The organism is Mariniflexile aquimaris (assembly GCF_042676825.1).
GTDB lineage: Bacteria > Bacteroidota > Bacteroidia > Flavobacteriales > Flavobacteriaceae > Mariniflexile > Mariniflexile aquimaris.
Genome location: NZ_JBHTIB010000002.1, coordinates 385,784 through 401,393, shown reverse-complemented (window position 1 = coordinate 401,393; position 15,610 = coordinate 385,784). Strand labels below are relative to the sequence as shown.

16 protein-coding genes are annotated in these 15,610 nt (G+C 34.2%); 10 read left to right on the top strand and 6 right to left on the bottom strand.

What is annotated here, in order from left to right:
• Window positions 1-105: 105 nt before the first annotated feature.
• A complete protein-coding gene (locus ACFQ0I_RS01855) occupies window positions 106-663 on the top strand; it encodes an REP-associated tyrosine transposase (protein WP_379938830.1) in 558 nt (185 codons plus the stop codon).
• A gap of 44 nt (window positions 664-707) precedes the next feature.
• Entirely contained in the window at window positions 708-1,268 is a 561-nt protein-coding gene (locus tag ACFQ0I_RS01850) for an REP-associated tyrosine transposase (RefSeq protein ID WP_379938828.1), read from the top strand.
• Between the two features lie 710 nt (window positions 1,269-1,978).
• Here the strand turns inward: ACFQ0I_RS01850 and ACFQ0I_RS01845 are convergent.
• Both ACFQ0I_RS01845 and ACFQ0I_RS01840 read right to left on the bottom strand, forming a co-directional pair.
• A complete protein-coding gene (locus ACFQ0I_RS01845) occupies window positions 1,979-3,526 on the bottom strand; it encodes an Rne/Rng family ribonuclease (protein WP_379938826.1) in 1,548 nt (515 codons plus the stop codon).
• Between the two features lie 393 nt (window positions 3,527-3,919).
• Complete coding sequence (locus tag ACFQ0I_RS01840) at window positions 3,920-4,210, bottom strand: HU family DNA-binding protein (RefSeq protein ID WP_117173525.1); 291 nt, start codon at window positions 4,208-4,210, stop codon at window positions 3,920-3,922.
• A 139-nt stretch (window positions 4,211-4,349) separates the two neighbouring features.
• Here ACFQ0I_RS01840 and mutY point away from each other — a divergent pair, with 139 nt between their 5' ends.
• The 4 genes from mutY to gldD all read left to right on the top strand — a co-directional run bounded on the left by mutY (window position 4,350) and on the right by gldD (window position 7,903).
• Window positions 4,350-5,399, top strand: coding sequence for an A/G-specific adenine glycosylase (mutY, locus tag ACFQ0I_RS01835; protein WP_379938824.1), 1,050 nt, complete (start codon window positions 4,350-4,352; stop codon window positions 5,397-5,399).
• A gap of 100 nt (window positions 5,400-5,499) precedes the next feature.
• Entirely contained in the window at window positions 5,500-5,964 is a 465-nt protein-coding gene (locus ACFQ0I_RS01830) for a single-stranded DNA-binding protein (RefSeq protein WP_379938822.1), read from the top strand.
• A gap of 53 nt (window positions 5,965-6,017) precedes the next feature.
• On the top strand, window positions 6,018-7,322 hold the full coding sequence (locus ACFQ0I_RS01825) for a gliding motility-associated protein GldE (RefSeq protein WP_379938820.1): 1,305 nt from the start codon (window positions 6,018-6,020) through the stop codon (window positions 7,320-7,322).
• A complete protein-coding gene (gene gldD / locus ACFQ0I_RS01820; protein ID WP_379938818.1) occupies window positions 7,322-7,903 on the top strand; it encodes a gliding motility lipoprotein GldD in 582 nt (193 codons plus the stop codon). The genes ACFQ0I_RS01825 and gldD overlap by 1 nt, the downstream gene beginning before the upstream one ends.
• 52 nt (window positions 7,904-7,955) lie before the next feature.
• Here the strand turns inward: gldD and ACFQ0I_RS01815 are convergent, their stop codons facing one another.
• The 3 genes from ACFQ0I_RS01815 to ACFQ0I_RS01805 form a co-directional block, all read right to left on the bottom strand.
• Window positions 7,956-8,465 carry a heavy-metal-associated domain-containing protein gene (locus tag ACFQ0I_RS01815; RefSeq protein ID WP_379938816.1) on the bottom strand — a complete coding sequence of 170 codons (510 nt, stop codon included), beginning with the start codon at window positions 8,463-8,465 and terminating at the stop codon, window positions 7,956-7,958.
• Between the two features lie 185 nt (window positions 8,466-8,650).
• A complete protein-coding gene (locus tag ACFQ0I_RS01810) occupies window positions 8,651-10,726 on the bottom strand; it encodes a M16 family metallopeptidase (RefSeq protein WP_379938815.1) in 2,076 nt (691 codons plus the stop codon).
• Window positions 10,727-10,754: 28 nt separating this feature from the next.
• A complete protein-coding gene (locus tag ACFQ0I_RS01805; RefSeq protein WP_379938814.1) occupies window positions 10,755-12,086 on the bottom strand; it encodes a M16 family metallopeptidase in 1,332 nt (443 codons plus the stop codon).
• A gap of 216 nt (window positions 12,087-12,302) precedes the next feature.
• On the opposite strand from ACFQ0I_RS01805, the gene ACFQ0I_RS01800 reads away from it, so the two are divergent.
• The 4 genes from ACFQ0I_RS01800 (at window position 12,303) to ACFQ0I_RS01785 (ending at window position 14,037) form a co-directional block, all read left to right on the top strand.
• A complete protein-coding gene (locus ACFQ0I_RS01800; RefSeq protein WP_379938812.1) occupies window positions 12,303-12,731 on the top strand; it encodes a DUF4199 family protein in 429 nt (142 codons plus the stop codon).
• 102 nt (window positions 12,732-12,833) lie between these two features.
• On the top strand, window positions 12,834-13,343 hold the full coding sequence (rplU, locus tag ACFQ0I_RS01795) for a 50S ribosomal protein L21 (protein ID WP_379938811.1): 510 nt from the start codon (window positions 12,834-12,836) through the stop codon (window positions 13,341-13,343).
• A gap of 24 nt (window positions 13,344-13,367) precedes the next feature.
• Window positions 13,368-13,628: a 50S ribosomal protein L27 gene (gene rpmA / locus ACFQ0I_RS01790; RefSeq protein ID WP_379938809.1), complete on the top strand. Its 261-nt coding sequence runs from the start codon at window positions 13,368-13,370 to the stop codon at window positions 13,626-13,628.
• Window positions 13,629-13,764: 136 nt separating this feature from the next.
• Window positions 13,765-14,037, top strand: a complete 273-nt coding sequence (locus ACFQ0I_RS01785) for a hypothetical protein (protein ID WP_379938808.1) — start codon at window positions 13,765-13,767, stop codon at window positions 14,035-14,037.
• A 209-nt stretch (window positions 14,038-14,246) separates the two neighbouring features.
• Here ACFQ0I_RS01785 and ahcY read toward each other — a convergent pair whose 3' ends face one another.
• Entirely contained in the window at window positions 14,247-15,563 is a 1,317-nt protein-coding gene (gene ahcY, locus ACFQ0I_RS01780) for an adenosylhomocysteinase (protein ID WP_379938807.1), read from the bottom strand.
• Window positions 15,564-15,610: the final 47 nt, after the last annotated feature.

Below are 15,610 nucleotides of genomic sequence, written 5' to 3'. Positions count from 1 at the left end.
TGTTTTATCCGTGTTAGGGTTGGTAGTGGAAAGCTTGTGCTACCGCTAAGCTCTGCTTAGTGGACATATGAGTAAGAAAAATAAAGCCTTTTGTATTTTAGACTTGTGAGTAGAAACTATAAATTCCATAATAAATCTGGCTTATACTTTGTATCGTTCGCTACGGTATATTGGTTAGATGTTTTTACTCGGCAAATTTACTTTAATGTATTAGTTGATAGTATAGCATACTGTAGAGCAAAGAAAGGGATGGAATTATATGCTTATTGTTTCATGCCGAGTCAAGTTCATTTAATTTTCAGGTCAAATATTGATGAGCCTGATGGATTGTTAAGAGATTTTAAAAGTTTTACTGCAAAGAAACTTATTGAAGCTATTAAAAATAATCCGCAAGAAAGTAGAAAGGAATATTTGTTATGGTTTTTTGAACGAGCTGCTAAAATTAAATCCAATGATTCTAAATATCAATTTTGGCAATATCATAACCAGCCTATAGAATTATGGACTGAAGCGGTTATAAAACAAAAAATAGATTATATTCACAATAACCCGGTAGAAAGTGGTTTTGTTACGAACCCTGTGGATTGGAAATATTCTAGTGCGAGAAATTTTCAAGACGACCATACGGTTTTAAAGATTGATAGTACTGGTTTTTTGGGTTGAGTATGCTTTAAGTTGTTGCCACTAAGCTGGAGCTTAGCGGTAGCGTGGGGAGTAGAAATTATAAATTCCATAATAAATCTGGCTTATACTTTGTGTCGTTCGCTACGGTATATTGGTTAGATGTTTTTACTCGGCAAATTTACTTTAATGTATTAGTTGATAGTATAGCATACTGTAGAGCAAAGAAAGGGATGGAATTATATGCTTATTGTTTTATGCCCAGTCACGTTCATTTAATTTTCAGGTCAAATATTGATGAGCCTGATGGATTGTTAAGAGATTTTAAAAGTTTTACTGCAAAGAAACTTATTGAAGCTATTAAAAATAATCCGCAAGAAAGTAGAAAGGAATATTTGTTATGGTTTTTTGAACGAGCCGCTAAAATTAAATCCAATGACTCTAAATATCAATTTTGGCAACATCATAACCAGCCTATAGAATTATGGACTGAAGCGGTTATAAAACAAAAAATTGATTATATTCACAATAACCCAGTTGAAAGTGGTTTTGTTACGAACCCTGTGGATTGGAAATATTCTAGTGCGAGAAATTTTCAAGACGACCATACGGTTTTGAAGATTGATAGTACTGGTTTTTTGGGTTGAGTATGCTTTGTGTTGTAGCCACTAAGCTGGAGCTTAGCGGTAGCGGGGGGGCTTCATTGTAGCAGTTATTCATAAAATATTTAGATTTGCTCAGTATTGTATTGTGTTACCGCTAAGCTCTGCTTAGTGGCGGTAAGAGTGAGTCTGCAAATTTAGTTTAATACTGCTTTTTGAGAGTAGTACTACACTCCTCTGCTACCTCTGCTACCACAAATCTCGGCTTAGTGGCGGTAGGAGTGAGTCTGTAAAATTAATTTAAGACTATATTTTATGATTAGTAATAAACTCCCACTAAGCTGGAGTTTAGCGGTAGCGAGGTTGTTGCGGCTAAGCTAGAGCTTAGCGGTAGCGTGGGTAGTAGTTAATTCTTAAAATATTTAGATTTATTCTGTATAGTTTTGTGCTACCACAAACCTCTGCTTAGTAGCGATAAGAGTGAGGCTGTAAGTTTAATTTAAAACGGCATTTTGAGACTAGTACTAGACTCGCAATAGCGATTGCAGCGGCATCCTTTTTTGTGCGTAACCATAAGTTTGTTTAAACATCATATTAGAAATTATAGAAATAGCTTAATGGGATACTGAAATAAGTTAAGCACAAGAAAGATACAGCGGAAAGCGCGGTGTTTTAGCAATTGCCCAAATAGAAATTTTTAAAAACAAAAAAGCCTCACTAATCCCGATAGTTATCGGGAAGTAAGGCTTTTGAAGTTATTTAATTTGATTACCATCTTTATCGAAAAAATGATATTCTAAATACGTGTAAGCATCTCTTGGTAAAATTTTAACCCATTTTTTGTGTTCTAAAAACCATTTAGAACGTGTTGATGGAAAACCTTTTGTTAAAAAGGCTGCTATAAAAGGATGTGTGTTTAAGGTCAACTTTTTATAGTCTTTTTTAATTAATTGTTCTAGGTCGTGATTTATTTTTTGCACGATGCCTATTGGTGCTTCTACCTCAGAACTATTCATTATTTCATCAGGGTTTTCTTCCTTAGTTTTAATGTTCATTTCTGGGCGAACGCGTTGTCTAGTAATTTGTATCAAGCCAAATTTACTTGGAGGCAATATTTTGTGTTTAGCTCTGTCGTCCTTCATTTCATCGCGAAGGTGATTAAAAAGCTTTTGCCTGTTTTCGGCATTAGTCATATCAATAAAATCGACTACTATAATACCTCCCATATCGCGCAAGCGCAACTGGCGAGCCATTTCTGTGGCCGCAATTAGATTAACTTCTAATGCAGTATCCTCTTGGTTATTGGCTTTGTTAGACCGGTTTCCGCTGTTTACGTCTATAACGTGAAGCGCTTCGGTGTGCTCTATAATAAGATACGCACCTTTGGCCATGGAAACGGTTTTGCCAAACGAGGTTTTTATTTGTCTTTCAATTCCGAATTTTTCAAAAATGGGGACGTTAGACTGATACAATTTAACTATTGATTCTTTTTTTGGTGCAATTTCTTGCACGTAATCTTTAATTTGAATAAAAAGCGCTTCGTCATCTACATGAATAGCGGTAAAGGTGTCGTTAAATATGTCTCGTAAAATAGACGAGGCTTTATTCATTTCTCCTAACACTTTACTTGGATGATGTGCTTTGTTAAGTTTTTTACACATTGCGGTCCAACGACCTAACAAATTTTGTAAATCTTTATCTAATTCGGCTACTTTTTTGCCTTGTGCTACGGTGCGTACAATAATGCCAAAACCTGGCGGCGTAATGCTTTTTACCAGTCGTTTTAATCGGTCTTTTTCTTCTTTGTCTTCTATTTTTTGAGAAATAGAAATACGACTAGAAAAAGGTACTAAAACGATATATCTACCAGCAATAGAAAGCTCGGAGCTTATTCTAGGGCCTTTGGTGGATATGGGTTCTTTTACTATTTGTACCAATAGCGATTGATTTGATTTTAAGACGTCAGAAATCTTTCCGTCTTTATCAATATCTTTTTCAAATGGGAAATTTTTTAAAGTAAAATCTTTTAGTTTACCTGTGCTTACACTTTTTGTGAATTTTAAAAGGGAAGGTAGTTTTGGACCTAAATCATGATAATGCAAAAATGCATCTTTCTCGTAACCTACATTTACAAATGCAGCATTTAGTCCAGGAACAGCTTTTCGTATTTTGGCTATAAACACATCACCAACCGAAAAGTTATTACCATCTTCGTCTTTCTGTAATTCAATAAGTTTTCCATCTTTTAATAAGGCAAAATCAACATGCTCGGAACCAGATCGAATAATCAATTCTTTATCCATTAAGTTAATTTTTATCCGTACTTTTTAGTACACAGTCTCAGTTTACGGTTTGCAGTATGTTACTGAAAACTGTTCCTGAAAACTGACAACTGAATTGTACAGATGGATTAAACAATATTTTTCACAGGTCCCGATAGCTATCGGGATTTATCCGTGGAGTTCATAAAACGCCAATAGCGTCTAAAAATTTAATGAACTCATTTCAAAGAACGTTTTTGTTTTTAACCGAAAAAAGTAGTTTATATAAACTACTTTTTAAGGCTTATTTTTTCTTTTTGTGACGGTTAGCGCGTCTACGTTTTTTACGTTTGTGCGTCGCTACCTTATGTCTCTTACGTTTTTTACCACTTGGCATAAATAGTGTCTTTTAAATTAATAATTTATTTTAATGTTTTACTTAACGTCTACATTTGTTTTAACGCCTTCAACAAAAACTTTTGCTGGCTTAAATGCAGGGATATTGTGAGATGGTATTTTAATGGTAGTATTTTTTGAGATGTTTCTACCAGTTTTTTCAGCTCTTGTTTTAATAATAAAGCTACCAAAACCACGTAGGTAAACATTATCACCACTTTCTAATGAAGATTTTACTTCTTCCATGAATGTCTCAACAGTTGCTTGAACATCACCTTTTTCAATTCCTAATTTATCAGAAATTTTTGCTACTATATCAGCCTTCGTCATTTTTAATATATTGTTTTAAGTTACTATAAATTCTTAAAGGGATGCAAATATAGGAATTTAAAATTCAATATTTCAAACCTAATTCATTAAAATTTAAGATTATAAACGTTTATTTTTACAAATTCTATTTATTTGATGAATGACATTCAGAAAAACATTAAAACATTGGTACTCAAATAATAAGCGAGAGCTTCCGTGGAGGCAAACTAAAGATCCTTATTTCATTTGGTTGTCAGAAATAATTTTACAGCAAACACAAGTGAAGCAAGGGTTGCCATATTACGGCAAATTCGTGGATGAATTCCCGTCTGTTTTTCATTTAGCAAAGGCAGAAGAAAGCGATGTTTTAAAATTATGGCAGGGGCTAGGGTATTATTCTAGAGCCCGAAATTTGCATGCTACAGCGAAATATGTTGTTGATGAATTGAACGGAGAATTTCCGAACAACTATAAAGGGCTATTAAAACTAAAAGGTGTTGGCGATTATACGGCGAGTGCTATTGCATCTATTTGTTTTAACCAGGCGTCTGCAGTTGTAGATGGGAATGTGTATAGAGTGCTTTCGCGTTATTTTGGAATAGACACACCTATTAATTCCTCTAAAGGCGCTAAAGAGTTTAAGCAATTAGCTCAAGAACTTATCGATACGCAAGATCCAGCAACATTTAATCAGGCCATTATGGAGTTTGGCGCCACCCAATGCAAGCCACAAAATCCCGATTGCGCTATCTGTCCTTTCAATATAAGTTGTATTGCATTTAATAATAATAAGGTAAACGAACTTCCAGTTAAATTAAAAGCGCTAAAAGTTAAAAAGAAGTATTTCAATTTTCTGGTTTTAATTTCTTCCAACCAAAAAACAATTTTAGAAAAACGCGAAGGACAAGGGATCTGGCAAAACTTATATCAGTTTCCTTTAATAGAAACGGATAAAAACATGAGTTTCGAAACATTTAAACAGTTTGCAGAAACTCATGATTTAATTAAAAACAAGACTTTCGATTTGTCCTTATATAATCAGGAAGTTATTGTTCATAAATTGTCGCATCAACATTTGTACACTAAGTTTTGGATTGTAACTATTGATAGTCCTTTAAAAGTAGGTGTTCCATTAAGTGAAATTCGCGAATTTGCGGTGCCCGTTTTAATTGGAAATTTTATTGAAAGTTTTAATTTTAGTTCCTTTTAGAATAATAATTGATTTTTTTAGTAATTTTAAAAAAAGAGAGTGCAAGTCTTTAAAATGTAATGTAATTGAGTAATTTTGCTAACCTATAAAAACAATACATATGTCTGGAACATTAAATAAGGTAATGCTAATTGGGCATTTGGGTGATGAAGTAAAAATGCATTATTTTGAAGGTGGTGGCTGTGTTGGTCGTTTTCCTTTGGCAACAAACGAAACGTATACCAGCAAGCAAACCAACGAACGTGTTACAAATACAGAATGGCATAATATAGTTGTAAGAAACAAGGCAGCCGAAATTTGCGAAAAATATTTAAGCAAAGGCGATAAAGTATATATAGAAGGAAGGCTTAAAACTAGAAAATGGCAGGACGAAAGTGGTGTTGAGCGCTATTCTACCGAAATTCAATGTACAGATTTTACGTTTTTAACCACTAAGAAAGAGAGTGAAGGCAATGCGGCTAAGTCTGAAAGCACTTCAGTTAAACCGGAAGGTACTTCGAAACCAGCTTCTATCGAAAAAAATACTAATGAAATCATAGATGAAGACGACGATCTTCCATTTTAAAATTAAATTTCTCCCTAATTTGAGAATTCTAAGTGTAACTAAAACAAATATATTTGGATCCTGACCCCACGAGTTTTAAAAGTTTAGTAATGGCAATTGATGTTTCGGTTGTTTTTGGTTTTGTATTATTGTTTTTGCTGCTATTTTGTTCTGCTCTTATTTCTGGTGCCGAAGTAGCATTGTTTTCACTTACCAGAACCGATGTAGAAAAAGGCTTGAGCGCCAAATCTAAACGTATTTATATTATAGCTAAGTTGTTAGAACGTCCTAAAAAATTATTAGCAACCATATTGGTGGCTAACAATTTTATAAACATAGCTATTGTTATATTGTTCGCCTACCTAAGTGGCGATGTCTTTTCCGGCATTTCTTCACCTATTTTAAAATTCACGCTAGAAGTAGTTATAGTAACCTTCTTAATTTTGTTATTTGGCGAAATTCTTCCAAAAATTTATGCCAGTAGAAATAATTTAAAATTTGCAACCTTTATGGCTTATCCATTAAAGGTGTTAGATGTGTTGTTATCTCCTATAAGTTTACCAATGCGAAGCATTACAATAGGCATTCATAATAAACTAGGTAAGCAGAAATCTAATTTAAGTGTCGATCAGCTTTCTCAGGCTTTAGAGCTAACAAGTGAAGAAGATACTACCAGAGAAGAGCATAAAATTTTGCAAGGAATTGTGTCTTTTGGCAATACCGATACCAAACAAGTTATGCGTCCGCGAATAGATATTTTTGCATTAAACATCGAGCAAAAATATACCGAAATTTTACAAGAAATAGAGAAGAATGGCTATTCCAGAATTCCGGTTTATAAAGATAATATAGATACTATAAAAGGAATTCTATATGTAAAAGATTTGCTGCCTTATTTAGAGCGAAAACAGTTTGATTGGACGACCTTAATTCGAGAGCCTATTTTTGTACCAGAGAACAAAAAGTTAGATGATTTAATGTTAGAGTTTCAAGATAAAAAGGTGCATTTAGCTGTTGTTGTTGATGAATATGGAGGTACTTCCGGACTAATTTCTTTAGAAGATATAATTGAAGAAATTGTGGGCGATATTAGTGATGAGTTTGATGATGAAGATTTAACTTATTCTAAACTCGACGACCATAATTTTGTGTTTGAAGGGAAAACGGCCCTTAAAGATTTTTATAAAATTATAAAAGTTGAAGATGTAGATGCTTTTGAAGAAAGCAAAGGAGACGCCGAAACAGTAGCGGGTTTTGTTCTAGAAATTTCTGGCAGTTTCCCAAAGCTAAATAGTGATGTTAGCTTTAAAAATTATGTTTTTAAAATTGAAGCTTTAGATAAAAAGCGAATTAAACTTGTAAAATTTACAATTACTTAATGAAGTATTATATTCTATTTTTGGCCATTGCAACAATGTGTTTTTCGTGTAAAGAAGACTATACGCCAAAGCCAAAAGCTTATTTAAGACTTGTGTATCCGCAACCCAAGTATGCAAAAATAGTTTCTGAAGTGCCTTTGACCTTCGAAACGAATACCTTGGTTTCTAGTATGAAGTCTAAAAAACTCGTTGCGCCAACAGAAAGCTACGGCATCAATATAGAATACCCAAGTTTAAAAGGGACTATCTTTTTAACTTATAAAGCCATAGATGGTGATGAAAAAAACCTGACCGACTTTTTACGCGATGCACAAAAATTCACTTTAGAACATACCATTAAAGCAGACGAAATTCCGTTTTTCCCTTACGAGAATAAAGAAAGAAAAGTATACGGTGTGTTTTCTGAAGTAAAAGGGAATGTGGCTTCTCCGGCACAGTTTTATGTAACCGACAGTGTGAAGCATTTTTTAATCGGGTCTTTGTATTTTAAAGCGAAACCTAATTACGATTCCATTTTGCCAGCAGCAAATTATATACAAAAAGACATGATTCGGATTATGGAGTCGTTACATTGGAAATAAAAAAAGCCTCCTAATTTTAAATTAAGAGGCTTTTTTTATAGAGATATTCTAATTATGCCTTTGCAGCACAACATGATTTTTTCGTATCGGTTGATGCATTTTTAGCAGTACAAGCTTTTTGGCATGCCGCTTTTTCTGCATCCGTTTTGCCTTCGCAACCTGTTTTATCACATGGTTTATTGCAGCTAGATGCATTAATTGTTTTCATGTCGCTTACTTTGTAAGTGTCTCCCACTTTAGCAACAGTTTCTATTAAGTTGTTAGGAGTTACTTTAGCAACATCATATTCAACCATCGCCAATCTTTTATCGAAATCTACTTTGGCAGATTTAACGCCTTCCATTTTAGCTATTTTCTTTTCAATAGTAGCTGCGCATCCTACGGCACATGTCATACCATCAATGGTAAATTCTGCTTTGGCATAGGTTGCATTTGGGTCGGTTGTTTTAGCAGCCATTGTTTCTACTTCAACAGTTTTTACCTCTGGATTAGTTTTGTCTTTGCATGCTACAATGAAGGTAGTTAGCATTAAAATTGTAAAAATAGTTCTTAGTTTTTTCATGAGTATCAATTATTTAAGGTCTAAACGGATTTTAGATGATTTTATTTTGCATCAAATTTAATGATTTATTTCATACAATTTGAAACAAGTAATTCTATTGAATAAAATGGGTGTTTAAAAGAATAAAAAAAAAGTCCGAAGCTACTAACCTCGGACTTTTAATATTAGTTATTTTTGAAGCACGTTTAATTAAAATCCGTGTCTTTAACACCTTCGTTAATCTTTACGTTTGTCATATTCATGATTATGGTTTGAGGACCCGCTTTAACCGATTGCATAAAAGGCAATTTCATGGTGCCTACAGAAGTATAATTGGAATAATCTTGGATGGTAACCATCGAATTTCCTTGTGCTTCAACAGTAATTTCAACACGCATTAATAATCCGGTTTCTGTGTTGTAATATCTAAATGATGGTTTGTCTCCGTTATCAATTTTTACTTTATAAACGTCTTGTCCATCGATAGAAACAATACTTTCTAAGCTAGTTTTAGAAGCATCATAGTATAATTCTGGAAATATAGAATACTCATCTTTTTTTGAAGCAATTTCCGCTTCAGTCATCTCTTTCTTCATGCCTTGTTGTTCTACATAACCTTTTGTTCCATTAAATTTTTGTTTAACAATGGTTCCCATGCCTTCAATGCTCATTTCCATAGATTCTTTATTTGGAGCCATTATTTTAAGTTCGGCTGTTGGTGTAAAAGGAGCACCTTGAATAGTAACGTTAGCATTCATTAAAAGTGTGCTTACATTTTTTGCGGCAGCCTTACCACCAACGGCGTTTAAGTACTTGTCTAACACAGTTTGGGCTGTTGTACCTGCTGGGATAGGTTTTGTAAATTCTGGTTTTTCAGTTGGGGTTGCATATTTATCGAAATACTTGATTGGAATCCCAGTTTTTTCGAGATTGCTAATTACATCGCTACCCTTTCCAACGATAATAATTCGAGCGTTTTCAGATTTAAAATAGGTGTTTGCAACTCGTTTTACATCTTCTGCAGTTACGGCATTGATTTTTTCTAGATATGTTGAATAGAAATCGGCAGGAAGGTCTTCCGTTTTAATATTTAAGGCATAGCGAGCAACGGTAGCTGGTTGCTCTACGCCCATAACAAAATTACCTACATATTTTGCTTTGGCATTTTTTAATTTTACCGAATCGACCAACTCTGTTTTTATTCTATTAATTTCTTTAATGGCTTCAACAACGGCACTATCGGTAACTGCATTTCTAACTTCGGCTTCGGCTCTAAAACGAGCTGCATATTTGTCGGCTCCAATAGATGAGTAAGCGCCGTAAGTATAGCCATGTTTTTCACGAAGATTCATAAATAAGTAACTTTCATAAGCACCACCTAAAATGTAGTTGGCAATGAGTGCCGCATGGTAATCTGGATGGTTCATTTTTAAATCTACGGTATTCGTGATGGAAATGTTAGACTGTACGGCATTAGGCATATCTACAAAATTAATTTGCGTATTGGCTACATTACTGTTTGGTGCTGGTATTTTGTTAGGTATTTGTGTAGATTTTTGCCAATTACCAAAGTATTTTTTTACTTGTTTTTTAACCGTTTTCAAGTCTGTATCTCCCACCACAACTAAAAAGGCGTTATTGGGTGTGAAATTTGTTTTGTAAAATGCTTTTATATTATCTAAAGTAACGTTGTTAACGGTTTCTTCTTTAATAAATTCACCGTAAGGATGCTTAACGCCATAGGATAAAGCGCTTCCAACGCGATCTGCCACGGCAGAAACGTTTTTTTCATTAGATTTTAAATTTTCTAGCAGTTTGTCTTTTTCTTTTTGGAATTCTTCTTCAGTTAAAAGCGGATTAATAGCGGCGTCTGCCATTAATTGCATAATTCTATCGGCATACTTGCTTAGCGCACTTGCCGAGGCACTTTGCGAACCAAAATTTAGTCGTGCACCTAAAAAATCGACTTCATCATTAAAGGCGTCTTTAGAAATACTTGTAGTTCCATTTCCTAACATAGCGCTAAGCAAACTAGCTACACCGGCGTTATCACCTTCTAAAATTGGCGGATTGTTTAAAGTTAGTGTGAAAGATACGCGAGGTAATTTGTGGTTTTCGACAACCAAAACGGTTAAACCATTTTTAAGTTGAAATTCACTTGGAACATCTAAAGAAATTTTAGGAGCAGGTCCTGGCTGTGGCTGTTTAGATCTATCAACTTGGGCAATTACAGATATTGATAATAAAAACAGGGTTAGTAACGCAAATATTTTGGTTTTCATTTGTATGTGTTTTGTTTTCATGAAAATTTTATTGTTCAGTTTCTTTTGGTAAATAGTCTAAAAGTAATCGTTGATTTGGTTTTAGATATTTATTAGCCACCGTTTTAATGTCTTCTCGGGTAATAGAGCGGTAAATCTCAATTTCATTATTAATAAGATTGGTGTTCCCGTAAAGCATGTAATATTGTGCTAACGAGCCAGCAATACGTTCTACACTAGCATTAGAATTAACAAATTGATTTTCTAATTTATTTTGAATTTTTTGAAAATCTCTTTCTGAGATTAATTCCGTTTGAATTTTTTTAATTTCAACGTCGATTTCTGCCACTAACGATTCAAGCGAATTATCACCTAACGGAAGGCCGAATAGAACATAAGCGCCATAGTCTTTTTGTGCAATGTTAATCGCGCCTGCTTGAAGTGCCATTTTCTTGTCGTTTACAAGTCGTTTGTATAATTTAGAGGTTTTACCATCACTAAGATAAGTTGATATCATTTGAAGCACATACGAGTCGCGTTCTGCAAATCCCGGAATTCTGTAGGCTGCCATAGCTGCTGGAATTTTAATGTTAGGGTCGTAGAACTTAGCGGTTATAGGTTCGGTTATAGGTTCTTCTTTAGGAAAGTTTCTAACAACCTTTTCTCCGCTAGGAATATCTTTAAAGTATTTTGCTACTAAATTTTTAGTAGTAGGGATATCGATATTACCTGCAATGACTAAAACGGCATTATTGGGACCGTAATATTTTTTAAAATACGCTTTAAACTCATCTAAAGTAGCAGCATTAAGATGCTCCATTTCACCTATATTTTTATTTTTATAGGGATGCACCTTAAATAGATTTTCGCTAATTGCAAATACAAACTGTCTGTATGGTTGATTGTCATAACTAGACCTTTTTTCTTCTTTAACAACTTCTCGTTGGGTGTCTACACCAATCTGGTTAATTATAGGGTGTAGCATGCGCTCAGATTCCAACCACAGGCCTAATTCTAAATTATTTGAAGGAAAAACTTCGTAATACACGGTGTAATCTAACGCTGTACCCGCATTATTATTTCCGCCATTGGCAGAAACGATTTCCATGAATTTGCCACGTTCAATATTTTTAGTTCCTTCAAACAATAGATGTTCAAAGAAATGCGCAAATCCAGTGCGCTCTGGGTTGTTATCTCCACCTAAATCTTTTCCTCCAACATTGTATAAAACCTGCGTAGTAACTAGAGGTGCGGTGTTATCCTGATGTAGAATAACGTGCAAACCATTCTCTAAATCGTATTCTTCAAAAGCTACTTTTTGCGCAGTAGCAGATAGTCCTAACAGTAGTAGTATGGTTAGGAAATAAATATTGTTTTTCATGTAATGATTGTTTTGTAAGTTTTGACGCAATTTAGTATATTTCTGACAAACCTGCAAAATAATCTAGAACTCAAATAATTACCAAGCGCTATTTTTATTACCATATAAAGAGCCGCTTTAATTTATTTAGCAGGTAAATAAGTTTAATTATGTTTGCTTAAGATGTTGTTAATTAGTAATTTAATCAACTAATTATTAAAAATAAACGAATAGCTTATGAAAAATGTATCTCTTCCACTTAGGTATGGTTTGGTTACCAGTGCTGTGTTAATAGCGTATTTTTTGGTGTTGGCTTTATTTAATAATCATATTCGTCCAGTCTTTAGTTTTTTTAATGCGGTAATCACTGCTTGTGGCATATTTGAAGTTATACGAATTACCAAACTAGAAAACGAAGAGGCTTTTTCATACGGCGCGGGTTTTAAAACAGGAATCATCACCGGATTTATTGCTGCGTTCTTATTTACTCTTTTTTTCTTGTTTTATGCCACCGAATATAATGTAGATTTTCTGCCAGAATTGCTTAAAACGATACGTGGCGGATTAGATGCAGATGTGGGGATGGTTACGTTTGTAGTCTTTATTATGGGGCTTGCAACTACTGTTATTTCGACACTTGTAGTCATGCAATATTTTAAAAAATAATAGAAATTTTTCTCAATTTAAATAAAACGTTTGTAGTTTAATTAATTAGCAGTATATTTGCACTCATTTTTGAACAAAATTAATTAATAAAAACGTTACGCTATGTACGCAATTGTAGAGATAGCAGGGCAACAATTTAAAGTTGTTAAAGACCAAAAGGTTTTTGTACACCGTTTACAAACAGAAGAAGGAAAGCAAGTTGCTTTTGATAATGTTCTTTTGATTGCTGATGGTGACAAAGTTACTGTAGGCGCCCCAGCTATAGACGGAGCTCAAGTAGGAGCAAAAGTCTTAAAGCACCTAAAAGGTGATAAAGTTATAGTTTTCAAAAAGAAAAGACGTAAAGGTTACCGTAAGAAAAACGGTCATCGTCAATCTTTAACAGAAATTGTAATAGAAAGTATTGCTGCTTCGGGAGCAAAAAAAGCTGCCCCAGCGAAAGAAGAGAAAAAAGTAGAAGCTAAAGTAGAAGTTGCTGCTCCAAAAAAAGCTGAAGCTACTCAAGATTTAAACAGTTTAACTGTTGCAGAATTGAAAGAGATGGCTAAAGCCAAAGGAATTGATGGAATTTCTGCAATGAAAAAAGCTGATTTAATAGCTGCTTTAAGTTAAATTAAAATCTAAAATCGAAATAAAATGGCACATAAAAAAGGAGTCGGAAGTTCGAAGAATGGTAGAGAATCAGAATCAAAACGCTTAGGTGTTAAGATTTTTGGTGGTCAAGCTGCTATTGCAGGAAACATTATCGTTAGACAAAGAGGAAATACACATCACCCAGGTGAAAATGTATATTCTTCAAAAGATCATACATTACACGCCTATGTTGATGGTGTAGTAAAATTTACAAAGAAAAAAGATAATAAATCGTATGTTTCTATAGTTCCTTTTGAAGGATAAGAATTGCGAGTTTATTAAAGTATTGAACCCTTTCTGTTTTCAGAAAGGGTTTTTTTATTGATTTTATTGAAATTATTTAGTAACTTATACTACTGTTTTTACAGATAACTTGTTGTTTTACTTAATAATACTTCTCATGCTACATCCTTTTAGATCAGAAATTAGAAATTCCCCGAATGAGCAGACTATTAAAATTTATTTAAGTGATGAATCTTTAGATAATAGAATAAAACATCATTTAGAAAACTTTACTGAAATAGATCATATTGAAATTAATGAAAGCGTTGAGCAAAATCGAGCGCACGAAGGTCTAACCGTTTTTATAAATGAAAATGTTGATATTAATCGTATAAAGGCAACCATAGATTCTAGTTTGTGGTGGTATTTTGAGAAAGAATTGGTGGAATGATAAATATATAAAATGTATATGAACTGACCTATAAGGCGCAATAGCGATTGTAGTGGTTAGCTTTTGCAAAACTGCCATTTATGGTTTTGCAAAACTAGAAACGGAAAGCGCGGTGCTTTAGCAATTGCCCAGAAAGAAAAAATCCCAAACGTAATTGCTTGGGATTTTTAATTTATAATGAGATACTGAAACAAGTTCAGTATGACAATTTAGTATCTATAGTATTCTGGTTTGTAAGGACCTTCAACGGATACGCCGATGTATGAAGCTTGGTCTGGTTTTAACTCGGTAAGTTCTACACCAATTTTAGCTAAATGTAATTTTGCTACTTTTTCATCAAGATGTTTTGGTAACATATACACATCATTTTGGTAAGCCTCGTTATTGGTCCAAAGTTCAATTTGAGCTAAGGTTTGGTTTGTAAACGAGTTACTCATTACAAAACTTGGGTGACCTGTAGCACAACCTAAGTTTACCAAACGTCCTTCGGCAAGAATAATGATGTCTTTTCCGTTTACGGTATATTTATCTACTTGAGGTTTGATGGTGTTTTTGGTGTGACCGTGGTTTTTCTTTAACCAAGCCATATCGATTTCGTTATCGAAATGCCCAATGTTACACACAATAGTTTTGTCTTTAAAAGCTTCAAAATGCTCGCCACGTACAATATCTTTATTTCCTGTAGTTGTAATAACGATATCGGCATTTGGAGCAACAGTTTCTAGTTTTTTAACTTCAAAACCATCCATAGCAGCTTGTAAAGCACAAATTGGGTCGATTTCGGTAACGGTTACAATACTACCAGCACCTTTAAAAGAGGCTGCAGTACCTTTACCAACATCGCCATAGCCACATACCACTACGCGTTTTCCAGCGAGCATGATATCGGTTGCGCGACGAATCGCATCTACGGCAGATTCTTTACAACCATATTTATTATCGAATTTTGATTTAGTAACAGAATCGTTAACATTAATAGCAGGCATTGGTAAGGTTCCGTTTTTTACACGTTCGTAAAGTCTGTGAACACCAGTAGTGGTTTCTTCGCTTAATCCTTTTATGCCTGAAACTAGTTCTGGGTAACGGTCTAAAACCATATTGGTTAAATCGCCACCATCATCAAGAATCATGTTTAATGGTTTTCTGTCTTCGCCAAAGAAAAGTGTTTGCTCTATACACCAATCGAATTCTTCTTCGGTCATGTCTTTCCAAGCGTAAACCGATGTTCCTGCAGCAGCAATTGCCGCAGCAGCTTGATCTTGTGTAGAGAAAATGTTACAAGAACTCCAGGTAACTTCTGCGCCTAAGGCTTGTAAGGTTTCAATAAGAACCGCTGTTTGGATGGTCATGTGTAAACATCCAGCAATTCTAGCGCCTTTTAGGGGTTGCGAGTTGCCGTATTCTTCACGTAAACTCATAAGACCTGGCATTTCAGCCTCGGCTAATTCTATTTCTTTTCGTCCCCAAGCTGCAAGTGAAATATCTTTTACTTTATTAGCTACGTAAGGAATTGTTTTTGTACTCATATCAATTTTTCTTTTTTTTGTTTTATAAAATAAAAACATCTTTGGAT

Excerpts from the sequence above, each read along its gene's own strand:
- ACFQ0I_RS01840 (WP_117173525.1), bottom strand. The coding sequence starts at position 4,210 with ATGACGAAGGCTGATATAGTAGCAAAAATTTCTGATAAATTAGGAATT.
- rplU (WP_379938811.1), top strand. The coding sequence starts at position 12,834 with ATGTACGCAATTGTAGAGATAGCAGGGCAACAATTTAAAGTTGTTAAA.
- rpmA (WP_379938809.1), top strand. The coding sequence starts at position 13,368 with ATGGCACATAAAAAAGGAGTCGGAAGTTCGAAGAATGGTAGAGAATCA.
- ahcY (WP_379938807.1), bottom strand. The coding sequence starts at position 15,563 with ATGAGTACAAAAACAATTCCTTACGTAGCTAATAAAGTAAAAGATATT.
- gldD (WP_379938818.1), top strand. The coding sequence starts at position 7,322 with ATGAAGTATTATATTCTATTTTTGGCCATTGCAACAATGTGTTTTTCG.
- mutY (WP_379938824.1), top strand. The coding sequence starts at position 4,350 with ATGACATTCAGAAAAACATTAAAACATTGGTACTCAAATAATAAGCGA.
- ACFQ0I_RS01815 (WP_379938816.1), bottom strand. The coding sequence starts at position 8,465 with ATGAAAAAACTAAGAACTATTTTTACAATTTTAATGCTAACTACCTTC.
- ACFQ0I_RS01830 (WP_379938822.1), top strand. The coding sequence starts at position 5,500 with ATGTCTGGAACATTAAATAAGGTAATGCTAATTGGGCATTTGGGTGAT.
- ACFQ0I_RS01805 (WP_379938814.1), bottom strand. The coding sequence starts at position 12,086 with ATGAAAAACAATATTTATTTCCTAACCATACTACTACTGTTAGGACTA.
- ACFQ0I_RS01800 (WP_379938812.1), top strand. The coding sequence starts at position 12,303 with ATGAAAAATGTATCTCTTCCACTTAGGTATGGTTTGGTTACCAGTGCT.
- ACFQ0I_RS01785 (WP_379938808.1), top strand. The coding sequence starts at position 13,765 with ATGCTACATCCTTTTAGATCAGAAATTAGAAATTCCCCGAATGAGCAG.
- ACFQ0I_RS01845 (WP_379938826.1), bottom strand. The coding sequence starts at position 3,526 with ATGGATAAAGAATTGATTATTCGATCTGGTTCCGAGCATGTTGATTTT.
- ACFQ0I_RS01810 (WP_379938815.1), bottom strand. The coding sequence starts at position 10,726 with ATGAAAACCAAAATATTTGCGTTACTAACCCTGTTTTTATTATCAATA.